This window comes from Chloroflexota bacterium (assembly GCA_013152435.1).
Taxonomy (GTDB): domain Bacteria; phylum Chloroflexota; class Anaerolineae; order DUEN01; family DUEN01; genus DUEN01.
Map to the genome: position 1 here is coordinate 1 of JAADGJ010000103.1, position 20,704 is coordinate 20,704.

The 20,704-nt window shown below is 63.6% G+C and carries 20 protein-coding genes; 7 read left to right on the plus strand and 13 right to left on the minus strand.

Features of this window, described 5'->3' with window-relative positions:
• From GXP39_14540 to GXP39_14550, 3 genes are all read left to right on the plus strand, one after another.
• On the plus strand, positions 1 to 201 hold a 201-nt coding region (locus GXP39_14540; protein NOZ29251.1), incomplete at its 5' end, for a M24 family metallopeptidase.
• A gap of 39 nt (positions 202 to 240) precedes the next feature.
• Positions 241 to 585 (plus strand): cupin domain-containing protein, encoded by a 345-nt coding sequence (locus GXP39_14545; GenBank protein ID NOZ29252.1) that lies wholly within the window; start codon positions 241 to 243, stop codon positions 583 to 585.
• A gap of 31 nt (positions 586 to 616) precedes the next feature.
• The gene (locus GXP39_14550) at positions 617 to 1,378 is read left to right on the plus strand and encodes an HAD family hydrolase (GenBank protein NOZ29253.1); all 762 of its coding nucleotides are present in this window, start codon (positions 617 to 619) and stop codon (positions 1,376 to 1,378) included.
• Positions 1,379 to 1,680: 302 nt separating this feature from the next.
• Here GXP39_14550 and GXP39_14555 read toward each other — a convergent pair whose 3' ends face one another.
• From GXP39_14555 to GXP39_14580, 6 genes are all read right to left on the minus strand, one after another.
• A complete protein-coding gene (locus GXP39_14555; GenBank protein ID NOZ29254.1) occupies positions 1,681 to 3,549 on the minus strand; it encodes a hypothetical protein in 1,869 nt (622 codons plus the stop codon).
• 124 nt (positions 3,550 to 3,673) lie between these two features.
• Positions 3,674 to 6,172, minus strand: coding sequence for a hypothetical protein (locus GXP39_14560; GenBank protein NOZ29255.1), 2,499 nt, complete (start codon positions 6,170 to 6,172; stop codon positions 3,674 to 3,676).
• 106 nt (positions 6,173 to 6,278) lie between these two features.
• Positions 6,279 to 7,712, minus strand: coding sequence for a B12-binding domain-containing radical SAM protein (locus tag GXP39_14565; GenBank protein ID NOZ29256.1), 1,434 nt, complete (start codon positions 7,710 to 7,712; stop codon positions 6,279 to 6,281).
• Positions 7,713 to 7,818: 106 nt separating this feature from the next.
• Positions 7,819 to 8,847: a zinc-binding alcohol dehydrogenase gene (locus GXP39_14570; protein NOZ29257.1), complete on the minus strand. Its 1,029-nt coding sequence runs from the start codon at positions 8,845 to 8,847 to the stop codon at positions 7,819 to 7,821.
• Between the two features lie 30 nt (positions 8,848 to 8,877).
• A complete protein-coding gene (locus tag GXP39_14575; GenBank protein NOZ29258.1) occupies positions 8,878 to 10,110 on the minus strand; it encodes an ABC transporter permease in 1,233 nt (410 codons plus the stop codon).
• The gene (locus GXP39_14580; GenBank protein NOZ29259.1) at positions 10,103 to 10,993 is read right to left on the minus strand and encodes an ATP-binding cassette domain-containing protein; all 891 of its coding nucleotides are present in this window, start codon (positions 10,991 to 10,993) and stop codon (positions 10,103 to 10,105) included. The genes GXP39_14575 and GXP39_14580 overlap by 8 nt, the downstream gene beginning before the upstream one ends.
• Before the next feature lie 329 nt (positions 10,994 to 11,322).
• On the opposite strand from GXP39_14580, the gene GXP39_14585 reads away from it, so the two are divergent.
• On the plus strand, positions 11,323 to 12,336 hold the full coding sequence (locus GXP39_14585) for a Gfo/Idh/MocA family oxidoreductase (protein ID NOZ29260.1): 1,014 nt from the start codon (positions 11,323 to 11,325) through the stop codon (positions 12,334 to 12,336).
• A gap of 126 nt (positions 12,337 to 12,462) precedes the next feature.
• Here GXP39_14585 and GXP39_14590 read toward each other — a convergent pair whose 3' ends face one another.
• Positions 12,463 to 12,846, minus strand: a complete 384-nt coding sequence (locus GXP39_14590; GenBank protein NOZ29261.1) for a DUF2089 domain-containing protein — start codon at positions 12,844 to 12,846, stop codon at positions 12,463 to 12,465.
• A 115-nt stretch (positions 12,847 to 12,961) separates the two neighbouring features.
• On the minus strand, positions 12,962 to 13,345 hold the full coding sequence (locus GXP39_14595) for a DUF2089 domain-containing protein (protein ID NOZ29262.1): 384 nt from the start codon (positions 13,343 to 13,345) through the stop codon (positions 12,962 to 12,964).
• Positions 13,346 to 13,601: 256 nt separating this feature from the next.
• Here GXP39_14595 and GXP39_14600 point away from each other — a divergent pair, with 256 nt between their 5' ends.
• Entirely contained in the window at positions 13,602 to 14,252 is a 651-nt protein-coding gene (locus tag GXP39_14600) for a hypothetical protein (GenBank protein ID NOZ29263.1), read from the plus strand.
• Here the strand turns inward: GXP39_14600 and GXP39_14605 are convergent.
• From GXP39_14605 to GXP39_14615, 3 genes are all read right to left on the minus strand, one after another.
• Positions 14,226 to 14,963 carry a hypothetical protein gene (locus GXP39_14605; GenBank protein ID NOZ29264.1) on the minus strand — a complete coding sequence of 246 codons (738 nt, stop codon included), beginning with the start codon at positions 14,961 to 14,963 and terminating at the stop codon, positions 14,226 to 14,228. The two genes, GXP39_14600 and GXP39_14605, sit on opposite strands and share 27 nt — an antisense overlap.
• A 240-nt stretch (positions 14,964 to 15,203) precedes the next feature.
• On the minus strand, positions 15,204 to 16,067 hold the full coding sequence (trxA, locus tag GXP39_14610) for a thioredoxin (protein ID NOZ29265.1): 864 nt from the start codon (positions 16,065 to 16,067) through the stop codon (positions 15,204 to 15,206).
• Positions 16,068 to 16,606: 539 nt separating this feature from the next.
• Complete coding sequence (locus GXP39_14615) at positions 16,607 to 16,969, minus strand: hypothetical protein (protein NOZ29266.1); 363 nt, start codon at positions 16,967 to 16,969, stop codon at positions 16,607 to 16,609.
• 203 nt (positions 16,970 to 17,172) lie between these two features.
• Between GXP39_14615 and GXP39_14620 the strand changes: the two genes are divergently transcribed.
• Together GXP39_14620 and GXP39_14625 are read left to right on the plus strand one after the other, a co-directional pair.
• On the plus strand, positions 17,173 to 18,696 hold the full coding sequence (locus tag GXP39_14620) for a UDP-N-acetylmuramoyl-L-alanyl-D-glutamate--2,6-diaminopimelate ligase (protein ID NOZ29267.1): 1,524 nt from the start codon (positions 17,173 to 17,175) through the stop codon (positions 18,694 to 18,696).
• Positions 18,681 to 19,496, plus strand: a complete 816-nt coding sequence (locus tag GXP39_14625) for an AAC(3) family N-acetyltransferase (protein ID NOZ29268.1) — start codon at positions 18,681 to 18,683, stop codon at positions 19,494 to 19,496. The genes GXP39_14620 and GXP39_14625 overlap by 16 nt, the downstream gene beginning before the upstream one ends.
• Before the next feature lie 79 nt (positions 19,497 to 19,575).
• Here GXP39_14625 and GXP39_14630 read toward each other — a convergent pair whose 3' ends face one another.
• Together GXP39_14630 and GXP39_14635 are read right to left on the minus strand one after the other, a co-directional pair.
• On the minus strand, positions 19,576 to 20,061 hold the full coding sequence (locus GXP39_14630) for a ferritin (GenBank protein NOZ29269.1): 486 nt from the start codon (positions 20,059 to 20,061) through the stop codon (positions 19,576 to 19,578).
• Between the two features lie 62 nt (positions 20,062 to 20,123).
• Complete coding sequence (locus GXP39_14635) at positions 20,124 to 20,624, minus strand: transcriptional repressor (protein NOZ29270.1); 501 nt, start codon at positions 20,622 to 20,624, stop codon at positions 20,124 to 20,126.
• Positions 20,625 to 20,704: the final 80 nt, after the last annotated feature.

Here is a 20,704-nt window from a genome sequence, read left to right on the forward strand (position 1 = left end):
GGGCATGCTTTAGGGCTGATGCACCCGGAGCCGCCGTTCTTCGTCCCGGAGAGTCAGGAGCCGTTGCAAGAGGGACAGGTGGTCACCCTGGAGCCGGGGCTCTATGACCCTGCCGTGGGAGGCATGCGCATCGAGGACAACTATCTCATCACGGCCGATGGCTTCGAGCAATTGTCGAATCACGTAAAGGGCTTCTCGTAACACGCGATACGCAACGCGTCACACGCACAGGAGGACGGCGTGAAGCGGTTCCATTTTCGTGATCTGGGTGGGCGGTCTGGACGGCACGTGCTGGCGGGGATCTTGGACGGCGAGTGGTTGAATAAAGGCGGTTTGAGCTTTCACCCGCCAGGTTTTCGTACCCACGGTGGAGAGTCCGTGCATGTGCACGAGGACCAAGAGGCTTTCTGCATCGTGCAGGGGCGCGGTATCTTGCAGCTGGATGGGGAGGAGATCCCGGTGCAGGCGGGGGATGTGATCATCATCGAGCCGGGCGAGAACCATCACCTGATCTCCTCGGAGGAGGATCCCATCGTGAACCTGTGGCTGCACGCCGGTGACGAGCCGCATCCCCACCAGCGATGAGGGGAATCGTGAGCGTGCGGAGGACGCTGTGATGCAAAGACCCGTGCGGGCGGTCACGTTCGATGTCGGTGGGACGCTGGAGGTGATGATCCCAGATCGGGAGGGCCGGTTGGCCGCCTGTCGCACGGATATCCCGGCGCTACTGGCCCGGCATGGCATCCGGCTGCGTGAATCCCCGGAAGCGTTGGCGGAAGGGATCATGGCGGGGATTCGCCGGTATGCGGACGCATTGCGTCGGGAGGGCCGGGAGCCCTCGCCGCTGACCCTGTGGCGGGATTATCTTCTGCCTCAGGTGGACTGGCCGGATGGGGAGGAGGGGGAGCGACTGGGGGATGCCCTGTTGTGGATTTGGGAGTCCAGATTCTTCCGGCGCTCCCTCCGTCCGGGAGCCGCCTCGGTGCTTCAGGCGATCCGTGACATGGGAGTGCGCACGGCGCTCGTCAGCAACACCGTCAGCCCCACGTTCGTCACCGCCCAGATGCAGCGCTACGGGCTTCCCGCCGAGCTGACCGGCCCGGTGGTCCTCTCCTCGCATGTGGGATGGGCCAAGCCCCATCCCACCATCTTCCAGCACGCCGCCTCTCTGCTGGGCGTGGAACCGGCTGCCTGCGTGCATGTGGGAGATTCGCCGGAGGCAGACGTGGAAGGGGCCCGGCGGGCGGGCTTCCGGTTGGGTGTGTGGCTGGATGCTCCAGATACGCTATATACCGGCGAGCGGCCTCCGCCCGTTCCCATCGAGGCGAGCATCAGCCGTCTGGACGAGCTGCCTGATCTCATCCGGCGTCTGATCTGAGATCGTGTCTGAGAGTGTGTCTGAGAAATGCCGTTGCTGCTGCCGTGAGTGGAGGGGAGACCCCCTCCACACCACCCCCTGTGGAGTTGGTGGTTGAGGGAGGCCCCTTAGACGCCTTACTGGTAAATTTTCAGACACGCTCTGAGAGATGCCGTTGCTTTTGCCATGAGGAGGCCCGGGGGGCGAAGCTCCGGAAAGAACTTCTTCCGCCTTCGACCTGCCCGGCCTCGGTCTGGGTCCTGCGGAAAGGGCTGAGAGAGGCAGGTGCAGGCCGGAAGGGTGGGATTTCCGTCCTTCGGCATCTATCCGGACTCGTTCGTGGGCGTCTCGGGCTCCTGAGCGGGGGGCGTCTCCTCCGGCGGTGGGGGCGTGGGCGTGGGCGTCGGCTCTGGCTCCGGGCCGACTAAGTACACCGCTCGCCACGGCTGGTAGTGGCTGACGAACACATCCCGGCCGATCTCGTTCCCCTGGCCATCCTTGATGATCCGAATCACGGTGACATCCATGCCCTCTTGTGCCCAATCCACCTGCTTGCGCGCTCCCGGCGGGAGGCTGGGGTCCAGCTGGTACACCGGGTCCGGAGGCGGCTGGCGATTCTCGATGATCGGGCCGATCATCTCCACCTGGCGGTCAGGTTTGGTCCCATAAAAGCTGAACGCGAGGATGCCGCGACGTGGGTCCACCTCTGGCTTGATCAGCAGGTAATGCTCGGTGTCGTTGCGGAAGCGGAAGTCCACATCCGGGGTATAGATGGTGGCGTCCAGGCCGGGCTCGCCGTACCAGCTCACCACATATCCATGAGCCCAGCGCTCCAGGATGGGGAACCCTCCGAAGAAGGCCGCCCGGAAGACGGTGGTGGAGACCTGGCACACTCCGCCGCCGATGCCCACGGCGGTGCGGTCGCCCCAGATGATCAGCGAGTCCTCGAACCCGTTGGCGGCCGTGATGTCCCCGACGATGCGATTGAATGAGAACTCGCCGCCGGGCGGGATCACGACGCCGCGGAACTTCTCCGCAGCGGTCACGATGTTGTGCACTCGAGCGGCGCTGGAGCCAGCGAAGCGGCTCTCGCCTCGTGCCACCAGCTCCTTGATCCCCATCTCATGCACGTTCCTCTCATCGACGGCAGGCGGCACGGCGCGCACCGGCAGCTCCGCCTCCCGGTCGCCACGGGCGACCACCGCCTGGATCCGTCGGACCGTTTCTGGCACGTCCAGCTCCCGACCGACCTGGCTGGGCACCAGCGTGATGAAGGTCCCTGTGTCCGGGTCGAAGTCGATGCGGGCATCCCTCGGCTCAATGGCGATGAGCTCGGCCCATCGCTCCACCTCGGCGGTCAGGGCCGCTTCGTCCAGCGTGATGTCGAAGGAGTCCTCCCTTCTCTCCAGCCGCATCATCTGGGCCAGCTGGGCTGGATCCAGGGCGAAGCTTAACAAGCCGTCGGGGCTGGTCAGGGTGATGGGCCCGCTGAGGAATTCCCGGACCTTTTCCTCGGCGGCGGAGAGGTCGGAGATGGCCGGCTGGTGCTCCTGGATCACGGCATCCACCACGCCGGGCTTTCCCTGTTGGAGGCGATCCATGATCGCTGCCAGGGTGGCCGGGATGTCCATCTCCCGGCCGGGCTGCCCGGGGATCACCGTCGGCTGGAGCCCCTGGACCTCCAAACGGGCCTCCCGTGCCGGGCGGTAGAGTTTCTGGGCCAGCCGTTCCAGCGTGAACCGGACCTGGCGCTCGTCGTATGTGACGACGGGGGGGACGGCCCGGCCTGAGATCAGGACCAGAAGGCGGGTGCTCAAATCCTCCAGGAGATCCCCGCTGCGGCCGATGAGATAAGCCGCCCGGACGGTGGCTCGTGTATCCAGGCTCGCCCCTACATCGTCAGGTTGCAGCGGGACGAGGTCTTGATCGGTGCGAAGCAGGATAGCTGGGATAGGATACGGGGTCAGCGCCTCGCTCAGAATGGCCGACGCCTGGGTGGGCGTCTTCCCCCCCACCGGGATGCCCGCCACCGTCACGCCCGGATAGATCTTGTCCGCGTACGCGAACTCCAGGCCGATCAGCGCTCCGGCGACCAGCAGGGTCGCCAGTCCTAGCGCGATGAATAGGCTGAGAAGCGGCCGACGTGGCCGGGTGGTGGCCATCGGCCTGGGTGTGCTGATCACTCGTGTCACATCCATGGCTCCCGAGTCTGGGGGGAGTTCACAGTGGTAAGCGTTCCGTATAAGCTGCCGGGAACGAGACATTTGGTCAAAGTATCCCGGTGTGGCTGCGCCTCGTCGGTGAGGTAGCCCACGTTCATGCTGTGCCTCTCCAGGCGGGCAACGACCATTCGCCTGGGATCCCTTGGGAATCCTTGTATCGGAAGGTCCAGTAGGGTACCCAGGCCAGCGCACAGAGCGTCACCTGTACATCCGCTCGTCTCGGCGTGAGCTTTCGGGTCTCCATCTCCTGGACGGCCCTTTCCCATCGCTCTGAGATCTCCCGGATCTCCTCCTCGAGTTCCTGTTCCAGCTCTTTGATTTGCTCCTGGAGGTCTTCGATGGTCTCCAGGGATTCCTCGATGTCCTCCTTGGCCCGGCTGGTCATCCGCTGTCGGCGTAGCGCGCTGGAGATGGAGCGGGTGGAACGGCGGCCCAGTGCGAAGCCCAGCAGGCTTTCCCCGAGGTTGGCCCAGAACTCCCGTTTGCGCCCCTCGTACTCCGCCTGATCCTCCCGGAGCTCCCGTTGCTCTCGCTTGAGCCGCTCCTCCAGCCGATCCTTGCGCTTCTCGTAGCGCTCTCGAACCTTTTCGATCTCCTCGTCCCTTCGCTCTCGGGCGACGCGCTCGCAGCGTCGGCGGAATTCCTCCGGGGGCTCATCGGGGCGCGCCGAGAGCTTCAGCGCCGGGTTGTAGGGGACCTCCAGTGTCTGCGATCGGTACAGCCAGTCGGAGAGCGCTTTGCTCAAGGATCGCAGCTCCCGGGCGGTGTTCACGGAGGCGGGGATCTCTACGAACGCGGCGTTGGGCTCCGGCTCCGGGCGCAGATCTCCCGATGAGAGCTTCAGAGGCTCCGCCGTATCCCATCGGGCCGCCCCTGGCCTGTCCGGTGGCTCCAACAGCAGCGAGATCTCCTTCTGTGCGCTGGAGCCGCTCCTGCGGTCGAGGAAGTTGACGGTGGCCATGCCCAGGATGGCCGCCCGGTACACCAGTCGCTGATCGATCACCTCGATGTCCCGTCCTATGGCGGCGTACAGGGCCTCTTGGGCCTGTCCTCGTCCGATCTTGACAGGAAGGAAGACCTGCGGTATGTCCGCCGGGAGCGTGGGGCGGGTGGCGGGCGGCTCCTGGCTTGGGCGGGGGGCAGCTGTGGCCGCTGGCGCTCGCTCGGGTGTGGAAGCGCGAGGCCGTCGCCCGGCCATGAGCTGGCGGACCTGCTGGCGTGTGAGTGGCCCTCGCAGGTAGCTCATAGCCCATCGGGTGCGGAAGAGCACCGGCCCCTCGGCGTGCACGTTGTTCATGAGGAACACCCGGGACTCCAGCCCGGCGATGAGGCGATCCAGCGTGCGGCGATCGGCCAGGGCGCCTGCCCCCAAGGCACCCTCGATGCCGTCCAGAAGGCGGTCCTTGTCCTGTTCCGTCTGTAGCTTGCCGATGAACCACGTCCCCGCGTTGCTCAGCCCCTTGTAATCCAGGTCCACCGGGTTCTGCGTCACCAGGAGGACCCCCAGGCCGTAGGCCCGAGCTTGCTTCATCAGGGTGAGCAGGGGGGGCTTGGAAGGCGGATTGGCGACGGGAGGGAAGTATCCCATCACCTCGTCGAAGTACAGCAGGGCGCGCAGGGAGGTGGTCCCCGGCTGTGTGCGCATCCAGGCTAGCACCTGTTCCAGCAGCAGTGTGACGAAGAACATGCGCTCCGCGTCAGGCAGGTGGGCGATGTAGAAGATGCTGACGCGAGGCCGTCCATCCGACGTGTATAGGAGGGTACCGACGTCTAGCGGCTCTCCCTCCAGCCAGGCCTGAAACGCCGGGGCGGCGATCATGGCGTTCAACGCCATGGCCAGCTCGAATCGCTCCTTTTGGGGGTAAAATGTGTCCACATCGAAGACGCCCAGCTGGCGGACGGGAGGCTCCTGGATCTGCCGGATGATCTGAGGGATATCGAGATCCTCCCCCTGGCGCCAGGCGTGCTCGAAGATGTGGGCCAGCAGGATGTGCTCCCGGCTGCGCATGGGGTCCGCCTCGACGCCCACCAGGCCCAGGAGCGCCGAGACGGTGGTGCTGATCTTCTCTCGCAGCTCCTCCTCATAATCCTCCCAGGGGAGGTTCGGGGCCTTCAGCGTGTGCAGGATGCTGATGGGCACGCCAGCCTCGGAGCCGGGCGTGTAGATGGTGAACTCCGCCGCCTCGCGCAGCCGTCGGATGCGGTCCGGCCCCTGGCCCCATTTGGCCAGGCCCTCTCGCCATAGTCGTGCCTGTTGCTCGGCAAAGGCGTCCAGATCCAGCCCCTTGCGGCGGGCGTCGTCCGGGTTCACCCAGGGGCGGAAGTCCTCGGGCCTCAGATCAGGGAACGTGAGCAGCAGGTTCGTGATATCCCCTTTGGGATCGATGAGGAGGGAGGGGATGCCCTCCAGGGTTGCCTCTTCGATCAGATCGATGCAGAGCCCGGTCTTCCCGCTGCCCGTCATGCCCACGCATACGGCGTGCGTGGTGAGGTCCCGGGCGTCGTACAGCAGGGGGGTGTCCGTGGTCTCCCCGCTCTTTGGATCTACCAGCCGCCCCAGGTAGAAGGTTCCTGGCTTCTCGATGTCGGGCATGAAAATGGTCTCCTCTTGGGTTGAAAGGACGCTTGTGATCCTTCTTGGAGCGATTGTAGCAGACATAATCGGAAACGGCAAGCGTTATTTTGCGGGGGAAGCCCCCTCAATCGAACCGCATGAAGCGGATGACGGTCTCCAGGAATTCCCGGGGCGATGCCCGATAAGGGTGAATCCAGCGTTTGATGGCGTATCCCTTCCACAATTTGTACGCCAGCCAGTACACGGGATTTCGCGGCAGCGCGATCAGGGCTCGGAGCCACGCGGTCAGCCGGGGGAACGCGACGGCCAGTGCGAAGAGCCTGACCAGGTTCTCCGTCATGCGGCGGTGTCGAGGGCTGGGGAAGTGCAGGATGGATCGGTCCCAGGCGGAGGTGCTGATCGCATCGACGCTTTCGTCCAGCAGTCCGGCCTTTCGGGCGAACTCGCCCAGCTCGGTGCGGGGGTACGGCTGGTAGAGGAAGGCGTTGGCGTATTGCGCCCGGCAGGCGATGTTGAGTTCTAGCGTTTTGAAGTCGTCGGCCAGCGTGCCGGTGGGCAGCCCCAGCATGTTGGTGGTGATCAGGGCGATGCCGGCGTCGTGAATCAGATCGGCCGCCCGGATGATCTGATCCCGGGATAGATGTCGCTTCAACACCAGGTTGCGCAACCGATCGTCCCCCGTCTCGATGCCCATGCCCACGCTGACGCATCCTGCGGATTTCAATAGCCGCACCAGATCCTCGTCCACCAGATTCGCCCGCACATTGCAGAAGAAGGGAAGTCCGATCCTGCGGGGATATACCCGGGCGAACTCCTCCAGCCAGTCGCGGGGCACGATGAACAGGTCGTCCAGGAACACGACGAAGGCCAGCGGGTAGCGGGACCGGACCTGGTCGATCTCCTCCAGCACGTGGTCCACGCTTCGCCGGCGGACCCGTCGCCAGGGTGGGCCGTAGATCTCCGTCATGGCCTGGTTGAAGCAGAAAGTGCATTGGTACGGGCAGCCCCGGCTGGCGACGAAATGCTTCAGCCCGCTCTCCCGGGTGAATCGATCCTTGCGGTAGACCAGCTCGCGATCCGGCAGGGGGAGCGCATCCAGATCGCCGATCAGGGGGCGTACAGGGTTGCGATGGATCTGCCCGTTTTGCTTGACCCATAGATTGGGGATGTCGGTGATGGGGGAGCCTCGGGCTAGTGCGTCAGCCAGATCGCATAGGGGGCGCTCGCCCTCGCCTATGCAGAGGATGTCCACGCCATCCTCCTCGATGAACTCCGGGAAGAAGGTGGGATGGGGGCCGCCGAAGACGCTGATGGCGCCCGTGGCCTCCTTCAGCCGGGCGTTCAACGCCAGATATTCCCGCTGGCTGCCGGTGAAGACGCTATAGGCCAGCACGTCAGGCCGGAAGCGGACCGCGGCTTTCACCGGGTCCTCGTGGGAGGCCGCCGTGAGTCCGACCTCATGCCCCGCCGCTTTCAGCACCGCTGCGAGCTGCATGATTCCCTGCGGCTCGTAGTCGATCTTCCTGAGCACGAACAGGATCCGCGTTCCATCGGCCATGGTACCCCTCCCCGTCGTATGCGGCGGAAAAGGTGCCCGAGCTGCGATGGAGGTTTACCGGCGCGTAAGGCACCTTGGGCTCATACACGTCGGTCGCGGGTCGCTTTTATGGCATCTGATCGGGATCCCACACGATCAGGACCCCGAGAAAGTCGGCGGGACGCTTGATGAGCGCCTCGTAGGTGGCCGGGACCTCTTCAGGGCGGATATGGTGCCGGATCAGGCCATCGCTCTGCAGAGATCCGTCGGCCAGCAGGCCCAGGATCAGGTCCTGGTTGCGCTCTCGCGTCCAGGGATCCTGGGATGTGTAGGCGTGTGCGGCGAGCCTCTCATGAGCGCCGATCAGGGTGATCCCTCGGCGGTGCACGGTGCTGTATACGTCGATGTCGGCTTTGCCCCTGGGGCTCCCGAGCAGGACCACGCGCCCTCCCTCGGCCGCCAGTTCCAGCGCCGTGGCGATCACCGTGGGATTCCCTGTCGCCTCGATAACCACCTCGGCCATGCGGCCGCCCGTCATCTCGCTCACGATGGAGTGCGGAGACACCTCGTCGGGATTGATGGCGTGGATACCGTGGTCGCCTGCGATGCGCACCCGGGCGGGGATCGGATCTACCCCGATCACGGGGCGTGCCCCGGACAGACGGCTGAGTTGCGCTGCGAGTTGCCCGATCAGGCCCAGACCCAGGACCACGACTGTCTCCCCCAGAGAGATCCGGGCCTGCCGCACACCCATCAGGCTGATACCACCCAGCCGGGCCAGGGCGCCCTGTGCCATGGATACTCCTAGCGGCAAGGGGCGCACGAGGGTCGTGCGCACATCGCAAAGGGCCCAATCGCCATGCGGTGCAGCGGCCAATACCCGGTCGCCGATCGCCCATCCGGTTACGTCCTCTCCGATGGCCTGGATCGTCCCCGTCAGCGCGTACCCCAGGGGAAGGGGGAGCCTGGGGAATGGAGCGTTGGGCAGCGTGTAGCCGATGTGCGTCCCACTGTAGATGGCAATCTCGGTGCCGGCGCTGATCAGGGAGCACGCCGATCGAATGAGGATCTCATGCGGTCCCGGCCGATCCGGGAGCTCGTAGGTCTCCCATTCGATCTGACGGATGGCCCTACACAGCAAACGCTGGGCTTGCACGTTGGGTTCCTCCGAATTCTTCGCCTTGGGTCATGCCTCTCGCAGCGCTCGGATGACCTGGCTCAACGTGGGGCGCTTGCCGTACATGAGCAGCCCCATGCGGAACATCTTGCTGCCCACCCATAGCACGGCCGGGATCGTCGCGATGAGGATGGCGAGGCTGCCGACGATGTCCACCGTCGGCACCTCCGTCATGGGGAGCCGGATGAGCATCATGGTCGATGCGGTCAGCGGGAACCACGAGAGCACGCGGGCCAGCATCATGTTGGGATCCGAGAACATGAACCCGCTCAGCATCATCGGTATGGCTGCCGTCAGGGAGAAGATCCCGGCCAGCTGCTGGGACTCGTGCATGGTGCTGCCCAGCGATCCGATGGCTCCCAACAGGACGGCGTAGACCAGGAACCCCAGCAGGTAATAGACCAGTCCCAGGATGAAGACCTCCGGCCGGGAGAGCAGGGATACGGCGACGCCGAGCAAGGTCAGGGCGCCTCCGCTGAGCCCTAACGTCAGGGATAGCCATACGATCACCTGGGTCAATCCCAGCGCACCCAGGCCGATCACCTTCCCGGCCAGGAGCTCCCAGGGCGTGACGGAGGATAGCAGGATCTCGATGATCCGATCCGTCTTCTCCTCGGCGATCCCACGCAGGAGGTATCCCGAGGAGACGAAGATGGTCATGACGAGCAGGATGCCGAGGAAGAAGGGGACGATGATGTTCAGCGCCGTACTCAACGGCCCCCCTTGGGGATATCCCTCCTCCGGGTTGATGGTGACGGCCCGGATGGGATCCGCCAGGCGCTCTCGCAGCGTGGGGGAGAGGTCGTCCCGCAGCAGGTGGTCCACGAAGAACTTGCGCACGAGGGTGGAGTCCTCTAGTACGGCGGCGCTGAACCCGCTCCCCTTGCTGTATACCAGCACCTCGCCGCTGGTCATGTAGTCCTTGGGGATGATGAGCAGCGTGGTGACCTTATCGGACAGGACGGCTTGGCGGCCCTCCTCCTCATTTGGGAAGAGGTGGAACCGGTCCTGGTAGGCGGGCAGGATGGGCGTGAAGGCTCCCAGGTGGTCAACCACGCCGATGTTGTCCGGCTCCATGGAGAAGTGCTGCTCGAGGAAGGCGGTCGCGGGCCCGCTGAAGAAGGCGGCGATCACCAGGCCGATGATGCTCAGGACGGGAATCAATATCGTCATGATGATGAAGCCTGGGCGCCGTATGTTCACCAGGTATTCGTGTCGGGCGATGATCCACACCTTATGCATGGCCGCCCTCCTTGACCAGCGCGATGAAGATCTCTTCCAATGGCATCGTGGCGACCTCGAAGGACTCTATGGGGATATCGCGTGCCACCAGCGTTCGGAGCAACTCCTGTGGGGAGATGTCTTCCAGCGTGAGGAGGTAGGTGTTCTCGTGCCTCTCGATGCGTGCAACCCCTGGGAGCGCTCCCAATTCGGCTGGAGTGCGCAGGCGGACCGCGCGGGGAGCGTAGCGGCGTTTGATCTCGGACAGCGATCCGTAGAGCACCGCCTTTCCCCGGTTGATGAGCACGATGCGGTTGCATAGCGCCTCCACCAGGTTCATCTGGTGGGCGCTCAGCACGATCGTCTTGCCCTCCTCTTGTAGCTCCCGGATCAGTTGTTTGATCAACCCGACGTTGACGGGGTCCAGGCCTTGGAATGGCTCATCGAGGATGATCAGGTCAGGATTGTGCGCCACGCTGGCGACGAATTGGAGCTTTTGCTGCATGCCCCGGCTGAGGTCACGGACCTTGCGTTCGGCCCACTCGTCGAGCCCCACGCGCTCCAGCCACGCTTTCGCCCTTCGGCGGGCGAGGGTGCGAGAGACGTTCTTCAGCTCCGCCAGATAGGTGAGCACGTCCAACACCTTGATGTCTCGGTAGAGGCCGCGCTCCTCTGGCAGGTAGCCGATACGCTCTCGTGCCACGCCGGGGGGATACCCCAGGACGCGCACTTGTCCCGCGTCCGGTGCGAAGATGTCCATGATGATCCGGATGGTGGTTGTCTTGCCCGCTCCGTTCGGGCCTAGCAGACCAAAGATTTCCCCCTCATGTACCTCAAAGGATAGATCATCGACGGCGGTGAAGCCATTGTATCGTTTGGTCAGGTGGTGCACCTGAAGCATCATGGATGAGCTCCTGATGCCCGAAGACGGGGCTGTGTTGATCGCCAGGCAACGGTGAACCCCACACCCCTATTCTAGCCCAGTATGCAAAATGATGCAACGTTTTGTTGTCGTCAGGAGGTCGGCGCGTGGCGCTCCCGTTGCCATCGATCCCGTCCCCTTGGGCGTCCTTAGGTTGTCCTTCCGAATCAGGCAACTCCATAGTATAACCGCGTGGCAATGGAAAAGCTGTTAGGCAGGTCTCAATGTGAGGGGTGGGGGGATTGCAAAATGCGTCTGGTTCGGGTAGACTCCCGGCGGTTGTATATCCACAGAGCATAGGAGGTTCCCCTATGAACGCGCAGGGGCCGGTTCGTGTGTGCCTCATCGGATGCGGAGGGATGGCCCGCCATCATGTGCGGACGATGTTGCAGCAGGCGGACCGCACCGAGATCGTGGTGGCGTGTGATCCATCGCCGGAGGCTTACGAGGCCATGGCTGACGTCTTTCGTGTGGTCGGGTTGGAGCCGCCGCCGAACCAGCCGGACCTGGAGCGGCTTCTGGCTGACTATGGCGATCGTCTGGACGCTGCGCTCATCGCCACGCCGCACGCGTATCACCACGACCAGGCGCGGGCATGTCTGGAGGCGGGATTGGATGTCCTGCTGGAGAAGCCCATGGTGATGAACGCTGCCGAGGCACGCAGCCTCATCGATGTGCGCGATCGCACTGGGAAGCTGTTGGTGGTGGCCTTCCCCGGTAGCCTCTCGCCCCAAATCCGCACGGCCGTGCGGATGATGCGTTCCGGGCAGTTGGGCGCTTTGCTGAGCATCAGCGCCGTCGTGTGGCAAGGGTGGGGGCCGGGCACCGTGGGGACGTGGAGGCAGCGGCCGGAGCTCTCCGGCGGGGGCTTTCTCTTTGATACAGGGGCTCACATGCTGAACACCGTCACAGACCTGGCGGGAGAGGATTTCGTCGAGGTGGCGGCCTGGCTGGATCAGCGCGGCCGGCCCGTGGACGTCATGGCGACCGTTATGGGGCGTTTGCGGTCTGGTCCCCTGGTCACCATGCATGGATGCGGTGAGGCGATCCCCTCCTGTGCTTCCGATGTGCGGGTCTTCTGCGAGCGGGGGATCCTCCGCACCGGCATATGGGGAGAGCGGCTGGAGTTGCAAGCCTATGGCGAATCGGAGCTCTCGCCGGTGGATGTGCCTCCGTCGTCGGGCGTGTGGGAGCAGTTCCTGGCTGTGCGTGATGGACGGATTCCCAATCCGTGCCCGCCGGAGGTCGGATTGCGCATGGCGAAGCTATGGGATGCCATCCGGGCGTCCGCCGCACAGGACGGAAAGCCGGTATCGTGTGGCTGACCGCTCTCGGAGGCGGTCGAGACCGACATGTGCTTGCTTAGCGCGCGTCCTATGCGGTAGGAGGGGATCCGGCCTGGGATGACTCTATCGCCGGGATGCGGGAAAGGCGGCTCGCGGCATGTCCGCTCATTCCACGAAGATCTCGACGTGCTCGCCTTCCTCCTCATCCAATACATCGATGATCTTGCCCGATGTGCCGGACCGGATGATCTCGGCGACCTCCTCCAGGCGGATCCCTTCCACCTCGGGTGCGAACCGTGCGCCGATCTTCAGGCCGGCGCTCACCAGGCCCAGAGGAATACTCACGCTTACCTTTTGCTTGCCTGTGGCCGTATCGGTGACCCGGATGCGGAACCAACGGGCGCCTGCTCCCGTCCCCGTTGGCTCCGAGGAGGGGCCGATTCTCTGCTCATCGGCCAACGCTGCCAGCAGGCGCGCCCCTTCCTCTGCCGTGATCTTGCCCTCTTCGACCATTTTCAGGATCTTTCGTCGCTCCTCTGCAGTGGCCATGATCTTCCTCCTGGTTGCCATGATCGTGTGCGTTGAGGCATCGTTGTGGTTCGGTGTCGGTTCTCATCGCTGTCGATACACGAGGGAACGGACATCGCTTATGATCCCCATGTGATTACCGACCCTCTCCCCGTAACAATCGCATCGCCTGCTCGTAGGTGATCTTTCCCTCATCCAGATCGTCCAGGATGCGTCGCCGTTCCTCCGGCGAGAGGGGGGAAGGCTCCTCCCGGCCCGGCTCGTAGCCCAACGCCCGGATGACCTCGTGCAGGCGGCTGCGGATCGTCGGATAGGAGAGGCCGAGCTCCTCCTGCATCCGGGTGAGCTTTCCCTCGCATCGGATGAAGGTCTCGACGAACCGGAGCTGTTCCAACGTCAGTTTTGAGAACGGCCCGCCGCTGAAATGGCCCTCGATCGTGGCGTCGCACTCGGGGCAGTAGAGCCTGGTGACGGTGATCTCACCGCCACATAGCGGGCATTGGGTGGGTAGAGGCCTCATGTGCGTTTCTCCTAGCTCCATCAAGCTTTCATTTGGACTCGCGCCTTGATGGTTTTTAGGTTTGGGTTGATTATCTGATTGCATTATACCGTTTGTGTTTCGATTTGTCAATGTGAGTTTTTGATTTGTTGATCTTTCGTTGGTTGTGATCTTGGGTCTGGGGTGGGGCTCAAGGCTCAAGCTCGTTGGGGGACCGTCGCTTTGCGGCGCTTAAGGCGGCATGCTATACTGCGGCTTGCGTGAGGAGGTGGCGAGGATGAGTGTGCCAACCGTTGAGGATGTACTGGAGACGATCCGGGCCCGTGTGGCGATGCTGTCGATCGGGTTGCTGGCCTGTCTGGCGCTTCTTCTGTGGCTTTCCCCGGCGGAGCAGACGCTGGGACAGATCGTCAAGCTGGTTTATCTGCACGGCGCTCTGGTCCGCACGGCAGCGCTGCTGCTGGTGATCAGCCTGCCGATCAATTTGGTGGCATTGGTGGAGCCGCGATCCGCATGGGCGCTCTGGGGGAAGGCGCTCGTCGGGACGATCGTCGTCGTGTGGCTGCTGCACACCCTCTTCAGCATGGTGACGACCTATGCGGCCTGGGGTGTGCCCATCGCCTGGTTTGAGCCGAGGACCCGGTTTACCTTCGCCTTTGCCGGGGGGCTGCTGGCCATGTTGGCGGTGGTGTACATCGTGGCAGACGATCGCTTCACCCATGCCGTGTTTGCGGCGCTAGCCGGTGTCGCCCTGCTGTTGATGCCCCGGCTGGGGGTGATCCAACATCCCTTAAACCCGATCGGCACCTCTCCCTCCGTGGCGATCCGGGCTTTCTACGTGGGGATTCTGCTCGTGTCCCTGGCCCTGGCCGGCCTTTTGGTGATCGAGCTAGAGGCCTGGCTACATGCCAGGCTCCTCTCTCGGTGAGGATATTCGCCTTCGCAGCATCTCCGCCTCCCTGGGGGCCAGGATATGATGCCCCTTTGGGGTGAAGAGCCAGAAGGCCCCACATCCTTGTTGCAGCGGATTGCATCGCGCCAGGGAGATCGCTCCCTCGGGTGTGGCGAGTCGGACCACTGCGGTGGTAGGGGTATGGCAGGTGGGGCATGGCTCACCTGGCGTGCCCTTTGCCCAAGGAGAGCAAGGGGGGCGAGGGCGAAGTATCCGCCGGATGGCCGACAGATATCGTTGCCAGGTGGGTTGAGAGCTCCTGAGAGGAGCGGGCGGTATGGGTGGGGGATAGGACTCCTTCGGCTGGGCGGTGTGATGTCCGCACCCCGGGGTCGTGATGTTCACCACGTCGAGCGAGGGGGTGAGCGCCCTGTCCGGGAGGGGATCGGTCCATGTGCAGTATCCGGCCCAGCCGCCGGACATCTGCCAGGACATGCCGGAGAAGCGGAACCGCTGGCAGGTGCCGCACAGGAGCGGCGTGATGTGGCCGGGAAGTGCCTCTATGAGCTGGCGCAGGGCTGCGTCGCCGGCCAGTATCCCTCCCAGTGTGTGCTCTTTTGGGTCGCGTGCTCGGGGGTGAACCGAGAATCGCTGCTTGCCGATCTGGAGAGTCCACTCCTCGTTGATGGTGAGGATGGCTGGCTGGAGTCGTTCGCCGCAAAGGGCTTGGATCTGGTATCGACGCATCGTCCCTCCGACATATCCCGAGCTACCCGTGGTAGAGGATGATCTCGCATGCCCTCTCCGGCTGCTGGGATCTGTCGCCATTAAAGGTAGCCGGACGGTGTTGCACAGGGGTAAAAGGCTTGTAATCGAAGTGCAAAAGCGGGTGAGAAACGAAGGGCTCCCCACCACGGGATGGGGAGCCTTTGATCTTCTCGGGGTCTGGGCGGAGGGCGGGGATCCGGGCTTCTTGAGCGGGATTTTTCAGGCGAACAACACCGACGCCAGCTTGTTGCGATATTCCCGCGCCAGCGGGTGATCTCCGAGCTGATCGAAGATGTGCAGCATGGCCTGGCGGGCGCCGTCGTCGTGGAACTTGCGATCCCGCCGCACGATCTCCAGGTAGTGCTCCAGCGCCTCCTCGTAGCGTCCCTGAGTGGTGAGCAGGCTGGCCAGCTTGTAACGCGCCTCCAGATCGTCGGGCGCCTCGGCGATGCGAGCTCGGAGGCTGCTCTCGTCCGCGTCCCCGATCTCCTTGCGCAGCTCGATCTCTTGCCTCAGGCGTGTGGCCTCATGTCCCTCCGGGGTGGCGGCAGGGACGCGCCGAAACACCTCCAGCGCCTCGTCCTCTCGTCCCTGCTGTAGCAATGCCTGTCCGAGTCCCAGAAGCCCTGCCGGGTGATCGGGGTTCTGGGTCAGCACCTCTCGGAATTTCGCCTCGGCCTCGGCCAGCTTCCCCGCTTGAAGTAGCGCTCGTCCCTCGGCCGCCTTCATATCCAGCTCGTCAGGCAAGATCTGCTCGATGAACTGGCGCACGGCCGGCTGGGGCTGCGCGCCTACGAACTCCGCCACCACCCGGCCGTCTCGGAACGCCTTCACGGCCGGGATGCCCTGCACGCCGAACTGGGCGGCCAGGCGGGGGTTTTCGTCCACGTTCAGCTCGGCGAGGATGAACCGCCCGCCGTACTCCTGCGCCAGGCTCTCCAGGATGGGGCTGAGCATCCGGCAGGGGCCGCACCAGGGCGCCCAGAAATCCACCACCACCGGCACCTCGTGGGACCGCTCAACGACATCCCTTTGGAAGGTCTGTTCATTTACCTTGATGATCGTCTGATTCCCTGTAGCCATCGCGTTCACCATCGTTTCCTTTCTGCAAGTTCGCCTTAGTTCACCCAATATATACGGCTTCTTTTGTAGAACCACCCTATATCTTGGTGTGGGTGGCGAAAGGCGCTGCCTTCTGCCGCCTGAATGGCCAAACTTGAGGGGACCCTCTGGACCTCCTCATGGCACTTGCGCAGAGCTTGAAGCGCCTCGCCTGTGGACGAGGCGCTTTCCTGGGCTATTGTACTCGCTCTGGCGGGCGGCGCCAAGTTTGGAGGGGGCAAGGTTGCGTGTCCTTTCTGGGGAGAACGCCTTGGGAAAAAGTGAGGAGGCATCGTCCCTCAAATAGGGAAGAGGCATTCCCTGTATTTTGTGGTTGGTATGGGAAGTAACCCCGTATATTGTGGTCCGTTAGCGGGGGCTCGTGTGAAGGCGGGGATAGACATATGTTGACATAATATGGTGTTGGGTGATCCACAGGAGGAGAAGGCGGGTATGGAAGGTCCGGCTTCGTGCAAATGCGGAGGCCGGCCTCAGGCCGGCCTCCTGCGTTCGCCGTGGAGCTAGAGCGTCGCTTTGATGGGGATGGTGAGGGCTCCAGCCTCCCAGGTATTTACCCGCACGTTGATCTTGTGCTCCCCCTCTTCCAGCTTCTTGTCGGCTACCCGCACCGTGAGGGTGCTGCCGACCGGGAAGTGCAGCGGCGCACTGGGGGTGATCTCCGTGGCCTGTAGCACCTTCTCCCTGGCCACGATCGTGACTTTCTCCAGGGGGATCTCCTCGCCATCGACTTCCAGAGCGATCAGCCGGCTGAGCGTGCCCGAGTCCACCACGTTCCTCATGGCGAACTCGAAACCCTCGTCCGTGTTCTTGAGGCTATCCTGGACGTAGATCCGTTCCAACAGGTAACCAGGGATGGAGAACATTGGGTATCCTCCTTGGGTGATGTATAATGGTCGAGCGCCGATGGGACCCTTCCGACTCTCTTCCAAATATAGCACGGCTGTGGTTCCTTTGCAATATCACTGGCGTGATTCCCCACATCTCGCCGCGGGGTCGCGGAGGGCACTGAGAGGAGAGAAATAAAGAGAGAGCCTCTGCGTCTCCGGGCGTGAAGGGAATGTGAGACATGCGTTTGCGAGATCTGTTGGCGGAGATCCCCTTCGCTCAGGTAGTTGGCAACATGGATACCCCCATTTCCGGGCTGGCGTATGACTCTCGCCGTGTACGGCCAGGAGATCTCTTCGTGGCCGTGCGTGGCTTCCATGTGGACGGCCATGCCTTTATCCCGGATGCGTTGTCCCGGGGGGCGGTGGCCATCATGGCGGAGGAGCCGCCACCTCCCGATGTGTCCGCGCCCTGGGCCCAGGTGCCCGATTCTCGGGCGGCGCTGGCCCTCCTGGCGGCTGCGTTCCATGGCCATCCGGCCCGCCGTCTGCGCGTCGTGGGCGTGACCGGCACCGACGGGAAGACCACGACAACCACCATGATCAGCGATATCCTGGAGGCTGCAGGGCATCGCACCGGGTGTATGACGACCGTCTCCTTCAAGGTGGGGGATCGGGTGTGGGATAATGACACCCGCCAGTCCACGCCCGAGGCGCCGGAGGTGCAGTCGTTGTTGCGCGAGATGGTGTCCTCCGGCTGCGAGTACGCCGTGATCGAGAGCACGTCTCATGGGCTGGCGTTGCACCGTCTGGATGCCTGTGAGTATGACGTGGCTGTATTGACCAACGTGACCCACGAGCACCTGGACTTTCATGGCTCGGTGGAGGCTTATCGGCTGGCCAAGGCCCGCCTGTTTGAGATGTTGGGGGAGGCGGTGCATAAGGGGATCCCCAAGACCGCCGTGGTGAACCTGGATGATCCACACGCCAGGATGTTCATCGACCGATCGCCGGGGCAGGTCATCACTTACGCCCGAGAGAATCCTGCGGCGATGGTTCGGGCCCGTGATGTCGTGGCCTCGCCCTCTCAATTGACGTTCACGGTGGACACGCCGTGGGGCACAACGGATATCTTGCTGCGGCTCGCCGGCGACTTCAACGTGGGGAACGCCCTGGCCGCGTTGTCCGCCGCCCTTTCACAAGGGGTGCCTCTGGATGTGTGTCGGGAGGCGTTGGCCCGCTTCCGTGGCGTACGTGGGCGCATGGAGACGGTAGACTGTGGCCAGCCGTTCACCGTGATCGTGGATTATGCTCACACGCCGGAGTCTTTCGAGCGGGTCATGGGGATCATGCGACCGTTGACGAAGGGTCGCTTGATCGTCGTGTTCGGAAGCGCCGGAGAGCGAGACCGCCAAAAGCGGGCGATTCAGGGGGAGATCGCGGGGCGCTATTGCGATTTCCTGGTGTTGACGGACGAGGACCCTCGTCTGGAGGATCGCTGGGCCATCCTGGATGAGATCGCTGCCGGGGTGGAGCGGGCTGGCAAGCGGGAGGGCGACGGGTACGTGAAGATCGCCGACCGAGCTGAGGCGATCGCGGCCGCGTTGCGATATGCTCGGCCGGGGGATGTGGTATTGCTCCTGGGCAAGGGGCATGAGGGGAGCATCATCTACGGCACGGAGAAGATGCCCTGGGATGAGCGGGCGGCCGCGGAGGCGGCCCTGCGGGCGATGGGATACGGGAAGGGGAGATGGGTGAAGGACTGACGGCGGATGAGATCGCAAGGGATTTGCGGGCGCTGGGGCTGTGTCCTGGCGATGACGTCCTGGTTCACTCCTCGCTCAGCAGCCTGGGCTGGGTGGAAGGCGGCCCGGATACGGTGATCGATGCCCTGTTGATGGTCGTTTCGCCGGGGGGCACGGTGCTGATGCCGGCGCTCACCGGCTCCCCGGAGGATGGGCCGGACCGGCCGCCGCTCGTGGATGTGCGCCATACGCCATGTGCCACCTGGATCGGGCGCATCCCGGAGACGTTTCGCCGGCGGCCTGGGGCCCGACGTAGCCTGCATCCGACTCACTCCGTGACGGCTATCGGAGAGCGGGCGGTGTGGTATACGACTGGGCACGAGCGATGTGCGATGCCGTGTGGCCCCGGCAGTCCCTATGTGCGCCTCATGGATCGTGGCGGCTATATCTTGCTGCTCGGATGCACGCAGGAGAGCAACACCTCGTTGCATGCGCTGGAAGAGTTGGCCGACGTTCCTTATCATCTCCAGGAGGACGTTACGGATGCGGTGGTGATTGACGAGGCCGGCCGGGAGATCGTCGTCTCGGGGCGGTTGCATTGGTGGGGCTGGAAGCGCCGCTTCTCTCGGGTGGATGAGCCGTTGCGGCGGGCGGGGGCTATGCGAGAGGGAATGGTGGGCCAGGCCCATGCTCGCCTGATCGATGCCCGTCGAATGCGTGAGGTGATCCTGCCGCTGTTGCGGGAGGATCCTCTGTATCTTCTGTCCGATGAGGCCCGGAGTGAATGGCGACGGAGACATGGCGGGGCGCTGTCTGGTTGACGTGAAGCCGACCCGCATAGAAGCGAGGCCGCCCACGCTTGCGTTTTCAGAGTTCACATGTCGCTTCTTGACGGTTAGATCAGCGTCGGGCGAGCTCCCTGTCCAGCATGATCAGGCCCGGCGGATGGTTGCCGACCAGCTTCAGCATCTCGATAATCCTCGAGGCCGTCTTCTCCTCCTCGACCTGCTCGTCCACGAACCACTGCAGGAAGCTCTGGCTGGGATAGTCCTTCTCCTCGACCGCCTGCGCGTAGAGCGTGTGGATCATGGCCGTGACCTTCTGCTCGTGCTCCAGGGCCTGCTCGAAGGCGGCCAGCGGAGACTCGAACTCGATCGGGGGCTGGTCGATGGCCTGCAGCGCCACACGTCCCCCTCGATCGTAGATGAACTCATAGAACTTCATCGCGTGCTCAACCTCTTCCTGGGCCTGGGCACGCATCCAGTGTGCGAATCCGTCCAGGTTGATCGAGTCGTAGTAGGCAGCCATGGACAGATAGAGATAGGCGGAGTACAGCTCTTCCTTCAACTGCTCGTTCATCGCGTCTTGTAGTCGGTCGCTCAACATGGTGGAATCTCCTTTCCGTTGACCGGATAAAAGTAAATGACAATCCGGGTCGAGCGTGTGGCCTATGGGCTTGTGAGGTCGCCCCTAGAGCCGGGTTCGTCCCCGGATTGTTCGCTTGGGATCGGTTCCCCCTGTGCCTCTTGACAACGGGCGCAGAGGCCATAGATGGCCATGTCATACCGGGTGGCGTGGAAACGCCGCTCCTCCCGAATCCTCCTGGGGAGATCGTGCATGATCTCAATGGGGAGGTCCGTGATGCTGTGACAGGCCATGCAGATGAGATGCAGGTGGGGGAATGTGCTGCCCTCGTAACGGCTACGGCGCCCTGTGGTCAGCTCGGTGACCTCTCCCAGCTCCTTCAAGACTTTTAGCGTCTTGTACACGGTAGCTGGGCTGATCATGGGGAACTGGGCGGCCACCCGCTGGTGGATCTCCTCAACGGTTGGATGGGAACGGCTGGACAGCACAGCTTGCAAGATGGCCATCCTTTGTGGGGTGACCCGGTAGCCTTGGCGGCGCAGCCGCCTGGCGATGTGCTCTAGTCGCTTCGTTTCCGTCCTCATGGCCGTCCTATGGAAAATCATTTTCTTGAGAAAATAATAATCTAAATATTTCTGTTTGTCAAATTGAGAGAGTGGCGGGG

What these genes read in the sequence shown, in the direction of transcription:
- GXP39_14605 (NOZ29264.1), bottom strand. Translation starts at nt 14,963, where the DNA reads ATGCGTCGATACCAGATCCAAGCCCTTTGCGGCGAACGACTCCAGCCA.
- GXP39_14565 (NOZ29256.1), bottom strand. Translation starts at nt 7,712, where the DNA reads ATGGCCGATGGAACGCGGATCCTGTTCGTGCTCAGGAAGATCGACTAC.
- GXP39_14580 (NOZ29259.1), bottom strand. Translation starts at nt 10,993, where the DNA reads ATGATGCTTCAGGTGCACCACCTGACCAAACGATACAATGGCTTCACC.
- GXP39_14630 (NOZ29269.1), bottom strand. Translation starts at nt 20,061, where the DNA reads ATGTTGAGCGACCGACTACAAGACGCGATGAACGAGCAGTTGAAGGAA.
- GXP39_14635 (NOZ29270.1), bottom strand. Translation starts at nt 20,624, where the DNA reads ATGAGGACGGAAACGAAGCGACTAGAGCACATCGCCAGGCGGCTGCGC.
- trxA (NOZ29265.1), bottom strand. Translation starts at nt 16,067, where the DNA reads ATGGCTACAGGGAATCAGACGATCATCAAGGTAAATGAACAGACCTTC.
- GXP39_14560 (NOZ29255.1), bottom strand. Translation starts at nt 6,172, where the DNA reads ATGCCCGACATCGAGAAGCCAGGAACCTTCTACCTGGGGCGGCTGGTA.
- GXP39_14550 (NOZ29253.1), top strand. Translation starts at nt 617, where the DNA reads ATGCAAAGACCCGTGCGGGCGGTCACGTTCGATGTCGGTGGGACGCTG.
- GXP39_14600 (NOZ29263.1), top strand. Translation starts at nt 13,602, where the DNA reads ATGAGTGTGCCAACCGTTGAGGATGTACTGGAGACGATCCGGGCCCGT.
- GXP39_14625 (NOZ29268.1), top strand. Translation starts at nt 18,681, where the DNA reads ATGGGTGAAGGACTGACGGCGGATGAGATCGCAAGGGATTTGCGGGCG.
- GXP39_14620 (NOZ29267.1), top strand. Translation starts at nt 17,173, where the DNA reads ATGCGTTTGCGAGATCTGTTGGCGGAGATCCCCTTCGCTCAGGTAGTT.
- GXP39_14585 (NOZ29260.1), top strand. Translation starts at nt 11,323, where the DNA reads ATGAACGCGCAGGGGCCGGTTCGTGTGTGCCTCATCGGATGCGGAGGG.
- GXP39_14575 (NOZ29258.1), bottom strand. Translation starts at nt 10,110, where the DNA reads ATGCATAAGGTGTGGATCATCGCCCGACACGAATACCTGGTGAACATA.
- GXP39_14595 (NOZ29262.1), bottom strand. Translation starts at nt 13,345, where the DNA reads ATGAGGCCTCTACCCACCCAATGCCCGCTATGTGGCGGTGAGATCACC.
- GXP39_14615 (NOZ29266.1), bottom strand. Translation starts at nt 16,969, where the DNA reads ATGTTCTCCATCCCTGGTTACCTGTTGGAACGGATCTACGTCCAGGAT.
- GXP39_14590 (NOZ29261.1), bottom strand. Translation starts at nt 12,846, where the DNA reads ATGGCCACTGCAGAGGAGCGACGAAAGATCCTGAAAATGGTCGAAGAG.